Here is an 8,770-nt window from a genome sequence, read left to right as displayed (position 1 = left end):
TATTGCACGCACGAACCGTCACCGACGTTTCGTCCGTGAATTCGCTGTCTTGACGTTTCCTCTGTGAACTCGGGGTGGGGGTGGGGGTGGGTTGTCCACAGGGGGTCAGCGGGGGCGGGGGCGATCCGGGCAGCATGGCGGGGTGCGCAGTGTGGGGACCCGGTACCACCTGGCCGTCGTCGCAGGACCTGACGTCGGCTGGGTCGTGCCGCTGCCCGACGACCGGGACGTGGTGGTCGGGCGGGGCGACGACGCCGATCTCGCCCTGGCAGATGACCGCCTGTCGCGCCGCCATGTCGCGGTGCGGTTGCGGCGTGGTCGACTCACCGCACGCACCCTGGCCGGTCGCGCCTCGGTGCGGATCGCACGCCGTCGCCGCGGCGGCCGCACCAGGATCGGCCACACCCGCCGCCTGCGCGCACGCAGCCGCGAGCTGCGTCCGGGCTCGCAGATCAGCGCCGGCGGCAGCGTGCTCGAGATCCGCGACCACCCGGGTCTGGCGCCCGACCCACCTGCGGTCGACCTCGCCGACGGCCTCGGGATGCGCCTGCTGGTCCCGCTCGCGATGTCGGCGACCGTGCTTCCGATGGCCCTGAGCAGCGGCGCGAACAGCCCATGGCGCACGGTGGCCTGGATGGTGCTGCCGTTGGTCCTCGTCGTCTCGGTGGTCTGGCCCTGGCTGCGCGAACGCGCCGCCCGACGCCGCCGCCGTGAGATGCCCGACGACGTCCCACCCGATCCGCTTGACCCGGCAGGTCTGCTCGCGGTCGCCGACCACCCCGGCGCAGGTCCGCCCCCGGACTGGGATCTGGGTCGAGAGCGGGGCCGCCGACGGCGCATCCGCACTCTCCCGCCGCCCTCGCCCGGGCACGGGGTCGCGCTGGTCGGCACGCCTGCGGCGTGCCAGGCGATGGCGCGCTGGCTGGTGTGCCAGGCCGTGCACCAGGCCGGTCCGGCGGAGCTACGGCTCGCGGTGCCGCCGGCATGGGACTGGGCTGCCCAGCTGCCGCACACCGCTGCCGCAGCGGCCGGCACCCCGGTGCTGCGCGTGATCGAGACCACCGAGGACCCCGGTGCGGGGGCCACCCTGGCGAGCGACGCCGTCGGGATCCTGATCGCAACCTCGCTCGCGTCGGTGCCGACCTGGTGCACCACGGTGGTGGAGGTCGAACCGGATCATGAGCGGCGGGTCTCCCCTGCATGGGCGCACGAGGTAGCTGCGGCGCTCGCGCGGGCGAGCACCGGAGCGGGTGGGCTGCCGGACCTGGTGCCGCTGAGCGCGCTGATCGGCGAGCCGGACGCCGGCGAGCTGCTGCACCGTTGGCAGCGCCACCACGCCGGCTTGACCGCCCCGCTGGGTATGGGCCCGGACGGACCGCTGTGGCTGGATCTGGCCGACGCGGGGCCGCACGCTCTGGTGGCCGGCACCACGGGAGCGGGCAAGTCGGAGCTGCTGACCACCTGGGTGCTCGGGCTCGCGGTCGCGCACGCGCCGCGGGACGTGCAGGTGCTGCTGGTCGACTACAAGGGCGGTGCCACGTTCGGCGCGCTGGCAGACCTCCCGCACGTGGTGGATGTGCTCACCGACCTCGATACCGGCACCACCGCACGAGCGCTGGCCAGCCTGCGGGCCGAACTGGCACGGCGCGAACGGGTGCTGGCGCAGGCGGGCGCGCGATCGCTGGCCGAGCTCACCACGGACCGGCTGCCGCGACTGCTGGTGATCGTCGACGAGTTCCGCACCCTCGCCGACTCCCACCCCGAGCTGCTCGACTCGCTCGTGCGCCTGGCGGCACAGGGCCGCTCGCTCGGGATCCACCTGGTGCTCGCCACGCAGCGACCGGGCGGCGCCGTGACCGCGGACATGCGCGCCAACATCTCGGCCCGGGTGTGCCTGCGGGTGCTCGAGCCGACCGACTCCCACGACGTGATCGGCGACGACGCCGCCGCGCTGCTGCCGCCGGTCCCGGGCAGGGCCGTGGTCCGCACCGACAGCGCCACCATCGTGCAGATCGCCTGGCCCGGCACGCTCGACGACGGCGTCGCACGCGTGGTCTCGGTGGTGCGGCAGGCCTGTGCCACCGCCGAGCGAATGGACCCCGGGCTGGTGCAGGTGCAGGCCCCATGGGCGCCACCGCTACCGGCGTCGGTGCAGGTCAGCGACTTGCCGGAGGTGAGAGACGACGCGCTGCCGCTGCTGCTGGCAGACCTGCCGCACGAGCAGCGCGTGGCGACCCGGCACATCGACGCCGCCGACACGCTGCTGATCAGCGGTCCGCCGCGCAGCGGACGCAGCACCGCAGCTCGCACCGTGGCACGGGAGGCAGTGCGGCGCGGGATCGTCACCCACGTGATCGCAGCCGAGCGGCTGCTCCCGGGTGACGCGGCCGCGGCCGGGACCGCATGCGCGCCCGAGGACGTGCGGCGCGTGCACCTGCTGCTGCAGGCGCTGCAGCGACCGCGGCGCGGGCGGGAGCTGCTGGTGATCGACGACGTGGAGGCCGTGTGCCGGTCGCTCGACGCGGTGCTGCCGATCGGGTCCGGGGTGGAGACGATGCTGGAGCTGCTGCGCTCGGCGCACCGCCGCCGGCTCGGCGTCGTGCTCACGGCCGCTCCCCCGGCGGCGCGCTGGGCAGCCGCGGCCCGCGCGCACCTCGTGCTCGCGCCCCGCGACGTCAGCGACGCGCTCGTGGCCGGGGTGCCGCGCGACCTGGTCGATCTCGGGGCGCCGCAGGGACGCGGCGTGCTGCTCGACGGCGCCACGGCGCTGCCCGCGCAGGTCGCACTCGCCGAGCCCGCTGGTCCGTGGCCGGCGGTGCCGCGGTCACCCATGCGGATCGAGCCGCTGCCCGAGCTGGTCGCGCTGACACCGTCCGCCGGCGGCGGCCGCCTGCTGCTCGGTCTGGGCGACGTCGACACCAGGCCTGTCTCGGCCCCGCTCCCGGCGCGGGGCACGCTGCTCGTGCTCGGCGGATCCCGGTCCGGTCGCACCACCACGCTGCGGATGATCACGGCGCGACTGCGTGCCTCCGGTCAGAGGGTGTGGACCGACCCCGGTGCCGTGCCGCCCGGCGTGCCTGGGGTGCTGGTCGTCGACGACGCCGACCGTCTCTCGCCCGCCGCCGCAGCCGCCACCGCAGAGGCTGCGGCCGACCTCGCGCTGGTGGCCGCCGCCCGACCTGACCCACTTGGCTCGGCCTTCCACGAGGTGGCGCGCCGGCTCCGCGACCCGGACGTGGTGCTCGTGCTGGGTCCAGCGGCCGGCACCGCGGCGTGGACAGGCGTCGACGTGCGCCCGCTGACCGACCCGGACCACCACCCGGGGCGAGGGGTGCTGGTGGCTCAGGGCTGCGCCGTCGCCCTCCAGGTCGATCGGGGCGAGAGCACCTACAGGACCGTGCCGGACGAGGACGAGGAGGGCCGGCTGGTCGCGGCCACCGAGGCGGGGAGCAGCAACCCGACCCCCACCCCGATCGAGGCGAGCAGCACCGGGTAGACCGCCCAGGGCGGCGCGATCCCGATCACGCTCACCGCGATGGCGCCCTGGATCAGCTGCCACGTGAGCACCGGACCGCGGCCCCACCGGCGGCCGAGCCACAGCGCGTGGATGCCCAGCACCAGCAGCCCCACGAACAGCAGCATGAACGCCGCGAGCGCGATCGAGACGGCCGCGCCGTCGAAGTCGTTGCGCACCATGTCTACGACCGACCACACGGCAGCGGCGATCAGCAGCAGCCCTTCCAGACCGGCCACCACGAGCGCACCGAGCAGCGGCAGGTTGCGCCACGGATCCTCCACGGGCGCCGGTGCCGGCACGTGCGCGGGCCCCTCAGCGGTGCTGCGATCACTCACCACGCCACCCTACGGCGCGAGCCCAGCCATCGGAGCAGAGGCTGTGAGGGAGGTCTCACCGGCATCCGACATCTGTCTGAAACAACCCCTTGTGCACGAACGAGGCACATGTGAGACTAGTTCTCGGTCAATTTCGGGGCAACGGGGACGACCGCGCCGGGCCGGTAACACCGGTATCGAGCCGCTCATTGTCCGCCGTACACCCACGCTCGCTAGGAGGACTCACCTATGGATTGGCGCCACAACGCTGCCTGCCTGACCGAGGACCCGGAGCTGTTCTTCCCGATCGGGAACACCGGCCCCGCACTCGTTCAGATCGAGGAGGCAAAGGCTGTCTGCCGCCGCTGCGACGTCTCTGACGCCTGCCTTCGCTGGGCGATCGAGTCCGGCCAGGACTCCGGAGTCTGGGGCGGGATGTCGGAGGATGAGCGCCGCGCGCTCAAGCGCCGCACCGCTCGCGCGCGTCGCGCCGGCTGACGCCACCACGCGCCTACTGTCGCCCTGCGTGCCTTTTCTTGGGCACGTAGGGCGACATTCTTTTTTACGCTCGAGTGGTATTTCCTGGAGCGCGTGAGGCGAGCGAGTCAGTCGGTGATCTCACCGAGGCGCGTCACGAGCTGAACCTCGGTACCGCCGCCACTGCGGCTGGCCCAGGAGATCGATCCGTCGAGCACCGTGTCCACGAGCGTGGTGACGATCTGCGTCCCCAGCCCGTCCATGGAGGCGGGGTCGACGCCCACGCCGTCGTCGATCACCTGCACCGAGAGCGTGCGGCCTTCGCGCTGGGAGCGCACGGTCACGGTGCCTCCGGTCGCTCTCAGCCCGTGCTCGACGGCGTTGGTCACCAGCTCGGTGAGGATCACCGCGAGCGAGGTCGCGTCGCTCGCGGGGACGCGACCGAAGGTCCCCTCCCGCACGAACGTGACGCGTGGGCTGTCCACGGCGGCCACGTCGGCGGCCAGGCGCAGCGCCCGACCGAACACGTCGTCGAAATCGACCACCTCGTCGATCGTCTGCGACAGTGCCTCGTGCACGGTGGCGATGGTGGCCACGCGGCGCATCGCGCCGTCGAGCGCTTCGCGGACCTCGGGCGAGGTGCTGCGCCGGGCCTGCAGCCGAAGCAGGGCCGCCACGGTCTGCAGGTTGTTCTTGACCCGGTGGTGGATCTCGCGGATCGTGGCGTCCTTGGTCATCAGCTCGCGCTCGCGGCGGCGAAGCTCGGAGACGTCACGGACCAGCAGCACCGCGGCCATGCGGGTGCCGTGCTCGGTCACCGGCAGCGCCCGCAGCGACAGGGACACCCCGCGTGACTCCACGTCGCTGCGCCAGGCCGCGCGTCCCATCAGCACCAGCGGCATCGACTCGTCCACAGGTGCGGAGTCCTCGATCAGCGGCGTGATGACCTCGGCGAGCGAACGGCCCACGATCTCGTCCGAGACGCCGAGCCGGTTGAACGCCGACAGCGCGTTCGGGCTGGCGTACAGAACCTCGCCCTCGCTGTTGAGTCGAACGAGACCGTCGCCCACCCGCGGGGCGCCGCGGCGAGGGCCGGTCGCCGCGTTCGGCGCCGGGAACTCCCCGCGGGCGATCATCGCGCAGAGCTCGTCGGCGGACTCGACGTAGTTGATCTCCAGGCGGCTGGGGGTGCGGCTCGCGCCCAGGTGCGTCTCGCGAGCGATCACGGCGATGGTGCGGCCCGCGCGGACCACCGGGATCGCCTCTTCGCGGATCGCGTATGCGCCGGTCCAGCGGGCCTCCCCCACCCGGACGATCTCCTGGCCCTGGGACGCTTCGCGCAGCGTCGCGACGAACCCGCGCGGGGCCATCCGGCCCACGATGTCGTCGTGGTGCACGGTCGCCGCGGTCGAGGGGCGGCACTGCGCGATCGCGACGAAGTCGTCGTCGGTCGTGGGCAGCCACAGCACCATGTCGGCGAAAGCCAGGTCGGAGATCACCTGCCAGTCGCCCACGAGCAGGTGCAGCCACTCGCCGTCGGCGCCTGAGAGGTTTCCCCGCGAATCGATCAGGTCGCTCATCGTGGACACGACGGATAGCGTAGGCGCGTCCCGACCCCTGGAGTGCCCGATGCGTCCGTTCACCGCCCGAATCACCTACGCCGCCCCCGCGAATGAGGTGGCCGCGATGCTCGCGGACCCGGCGTATGTCGAGCGGAAGGTGGCGGCCAGCAGGCCGGTGAGCTCCGCCGTCGAGGTCCAGGGGGGCGCCGAGGGCGAGTTCACGGTGACCACGCAGCGGGCACTGCCCACCGACGACCTGCCGGCGGCGGTGCAGAACCTCATCGGGCGCTCGATCGAGCTGCGACTGGTGGAGCGCTGGGGAGCGCCGGACTCCGCGGGCTCGCGGCGCGGCACGGTGGAGCTCGACGTGCTCGGCAAGCCTGCCGGTGCCCGCGGCACCGTGACGCTGACACCGAACGGTGCCCAGACCGTGGTCGCCTACGAGGGCGCCGTCGAGGCCCGGGTGCCGCTCGTGGGCCGCAAGATCGAGGAGCAGGCGGTCCAGCAGGTGCAGACGGTGCTGAACCTCGAGCAGGCGGTCGGGTCCGCCTGGCTCGCCGAGCACTAGTGTCCTGGTGAGCCCCCTGGTGCGGCGGTGGCGACCGGCGTGGCCGTGCCCGGTCGCACTGGTGCTCGCCCCGCTTCGGCACGGGCCGGGTGACCCGACGTTCCGCGTGGACGCCGCCGGGACCACCTGGCGCGCCGTGCGCACCCCCGCCGGACCAGCGACCCTCGCGATCGACCCGTTGACGCGGGGCGAGGTCCTCGCCCGGGCATGGGGCGACGGCGCAGCCTGGGTTCTCGAGGCGCTGCCGGCCGTGCTGGGGGCCGACGACGACCCGTCGGGGTTCGTGCCTCGACACGAGATCGTGGGCCGGCTCTGGCGCCGGTTCCCGCACTGGCGGCTGGGGGCTTCCGGGCTCGTGATGGAGTCGCTGGTGCCGGCGATCATCGAGCAGAAGGTCACCGGGGCCGAAGCGTTCAGCGGGTACCGGCGGCTGGTGCAGCGGTTCGGCGATCCCGCCTCGGGCGCCGCGTCGGAGCTGCGACTGATGCTCCCTCCGACGCCGGCCCAGCTGCTCGCCGTACCCTCCTGGGAGTGGCTGCGGCTGGGCATCGACCACCACCGCTCGGCGGCACTGCTGCGGGCCGCGCAGGTGGCGCCGGCACTGGAGCGGGCGGCACGCCGCGGCGCCGCCGAGCTGGATCGCTGCCTCCGCACGGTCCGCGGTATCGGGGTCTGGACCAGCGCCGAGGTCCGCTCCCGGGTGCTGGGCGATGCCGATGCGGTGAGCTTCGGGGACGCGCACATCGCCGGGAACGTCGGGTACGCGCTCACCGGCACCCCCACCGACGACGCCGGGATGGCCGAGCTGCTCGCCCCGTACGCGCCGCACCGGCACCGGGTGCAGCGGCTGATCGAGCTCGGCGGAGTGCAGCGGCCGCGGCGCGGTCCCCGGATGGCGCCACGCGCCCATCTGCCGGTACCGACGTGAGCGGCCAGCCGCTGGGGGCTATCCCCCGGCAACGATCCGGTCCGCCCCGTGGCCGCAGCGCGCTGCGCGCTCCTACCGTGGTCTCATGACACGACGACTGCGCCAGAGCGTGGCGATCGCGGCGCACCTCGCGGCCCTCGGCCTCGCGGTCCCGATCACGGTCGCGCTGCTCGCGAGCACCATCGCGATCGGGATCGGGGGCCTGTTCGCGCTGGGCATCGGCGTGCTCGCGCTCGCGCTCGCAGCGCTGGCCGTCTGGTGGATCGCCTGGTTCGAGGAGCGGCGGGTCGCCTCGTTGCTCGACCTGAACATCCCGGCCCGCACGATGCCCCGCTCCCCTCGCACCAACTGGATCCGGATCCCGCACACGGTGTGGATGCAGGTCACCGACCGCACCAACCTCCGCAGCCTGCTGCACTTCGCGATCGTCGGACTGCTGGGCATGGTCACGATCGGGCTGCTCCAGGTGACGTTCACCGGAGCCGCGTACGCGATCGCCAGCACAGTCGCCTCCTCCGACACCTACACCGCGCCCTGGTTCGGGCTCGAGACCGGCCGGATCACCGCCGTCGGGATCGGGTTGGCGGGCATGATCGTCGGTGCGGTCGGTGTCTACCTCATGACGCTCGCACACCGATCGATCTCGCCCTCACTGATGGTCCCCTCGCGCGAGGCGGAGCTGACCGAGCGGGCCGAGACCGCCACGCAGCGGCGCAACGAGGCGATGCGTGCCGCCGAGGTCGAGCGCACGCGCATCGAGCGCGACCTGCATGACGGCGTCCAGCCCCGCCTGGTCTCGGTGGGCATGACGCTGGGCATGGCCCGCTCCAAGCTCGCCTCGGACCCCGATGCCGCCGCCGCACTGATCGACGAGGCGCACACCTCCACCAAGGCCGCGATCACCGAGCTGCGCCAGCTCGCCCGCGGCATCCACCCGGCGGTGCTCTCCGACCGCGGCCTCGACGCGGCGCTCTCGGCGCTGGCCGCGCGCTCGCACATCCCGGTCCACCTCGACGTGCGGCTGGAGGGCCGGTGCTCGCCCGAGGTGGAGGCGGCGATGTACTTCGCGGTGGCCGAGTCGCTGACGAACGCGGCCAAGCACTCCGAGGCCGGCAGCTGCCGGGTGACGATCATGCGGCGCCCGGGCGGCAACATCTGGGCCCGGATCGAGGACGACGGCTCGGGCGGCGCCCGGCAGATCGCCGGTGGCGGGATCGACGGCGTCGCCAACCGGGTAGCCGCCGCCGGTGGCACCTTCTCCCTGACCAGCCCGGCCGGTGGGCCGACGACCATCGAAGTGAGCCTCCCGTGCGCATCTTGATCTGCGAAGACTCCGTGCTCCTGCGTGAGGGCATCGTGCGGCTGCTGGCCGACAGCGAGCACGAGGTGGTGGCAGCGCTGCCG

7 protein-coding genes and 1 pseudogene are annotated in these 8,770 nt (G+C 73.5%); 6 read left to right on the top strand and 2 right to left on the bottom strand.

Annotated elements, in window-relative coordinates; genetic code table 11:
* The first annotated feature begins 142 nt into the window (after positions 1 to 142).
* Positions 143 to 3,496 (top strand): FtsK/SpoIIIE domain-containing protein, encoded by a 3,354-nt coding sequence (locus ACOJSN_RS02805; protein WP_420110990.1) that lies wholly within the window; start codon positions 143 to 145, stop codon positions 3,494 to 3,496.
* On the opposite strand, the gene ACOJSN_RS02800 is transcribed toward ACOJSN_RS02805, so the two are convergent.
* Positions 3,388 to 3,852 carry a hypothetical protein gene (locus ACOJSN_RS02800; protein ID WP_420110989.1) on the bottom strand — a complete coding sequence of 155 codons (465 nt, stop codon included), beginning with the start codon at positions 3,850 to 3,852 and terminating at the stop codon, positions 3,388 to 3,390. The genes ACOJSN_RS02805 and ACOJSN_RS02800 overlap by 109 nt on opposite strands.
* 228 nt (positions 3,853 to 4,080) lie before the next feature.
* Here ACOJSN_RS02800 and ACOJSN_RS02795 point away from each other — a divergent pair, with 228 nt between their 5' ends.
* Positions 4,081 to 4,329 (top strand): WhiB family transcriptional regulator, encoded by a 249-nt coding sequence (locus ACOJSN_RS02795; protein WP_420110988.1) that lies wholly within the window; start codon positions 4,081 to 4,083, stop codon positions 4,327 to 4,329.
* Positions 4,330 to 4,436: 107 nt separating this feature from the next.
* Here ACOJSN_RS02795 and ACOJSN_RS02790 read toward each other — a convergent pair whose 3' ends face one another.
* A complete protein-coding gene (locus ACOJSN_RS02790; RefSeq protein ID WP_420110991.1) occupies positions 4,437 to 5,888 on the bottom strand; it encodes a sensor histidine kinase in 1,452 nt (483 codons plus the stop codon).
* 49 nt (positions 5,889 to 5,937) lie between these two features.
* On the opposite strand from ACOJSN_RS02790, the gene ACOJSN_RS02785 reads away from it, so the two are divergent.
* The 4 genes and pseudogenes from ACOJSN_RS02785 to ACOJSN_RS02770 form a co-directional block, all read left to right on the top strand.
* The gene (locus ACOJSN_RS02785; protein ID WP_420110987.1) at positions 5,938 to 6,438 is read left to right on the top strand and encodes a DUF2505 domain-containing protein; all 501 of its coding nucleotides are present in this window, start codon (positions 5,938 to 5,940) and stop codon (positions 6,436 to 6,438) included.
* 7 nt (positions 6,439 to 6,445) lie between these two features.
* The gene (locus ACOJSN_RS02780; protein ID WP_420110986.1) at positions 6,446 to 7,366 is read left to right on the top strand and encodes a DNA-3-methyladenine glycosylase family protein; all 921 of its coding nucleotides are present in this window, start codon (positions 6,446 to 6,448) and stop codon (positions 7,364 to 7,366) included.
* Between the two features lie 85 nt (positions 7,367 to 7,451).
* Positions 7,452 to 8,687, top strand: coding sequence for a histidine kinase (locus ACOJSN_RS02775; protein WP_420110985.1), 1,236 nt, complete (start codon positions 7,452 to 7,454; stop codon positions 8,685 to 8,687).
* Positions 8,675 to 8,770: pseudogene (locus tag ACOJSN_RS02770) on the top strand (DNA-binding response regulator); the annotation flags it as partial. The gene ACOJSN_RS02775 and the pseudogene ACOJSN_RS02770, both read left to right, overlap by 13 nt.

It is taken from the genome of Pseudactinotalea sp., from assembly GCF_048594945.1.
In the GTDB taxonomy this organism is placed as follows: domain Bacteria; phylum Actinomycetota; class Actinomycetes; order Actinomycetales; family Beutenbergiaceae; genus Pseudactinotalea.
The sequence above is the reverse complement of the archived record's forward strand: the minus strand, read 5'-3'. Positions and strand labels throughout refer to the sequence as shown.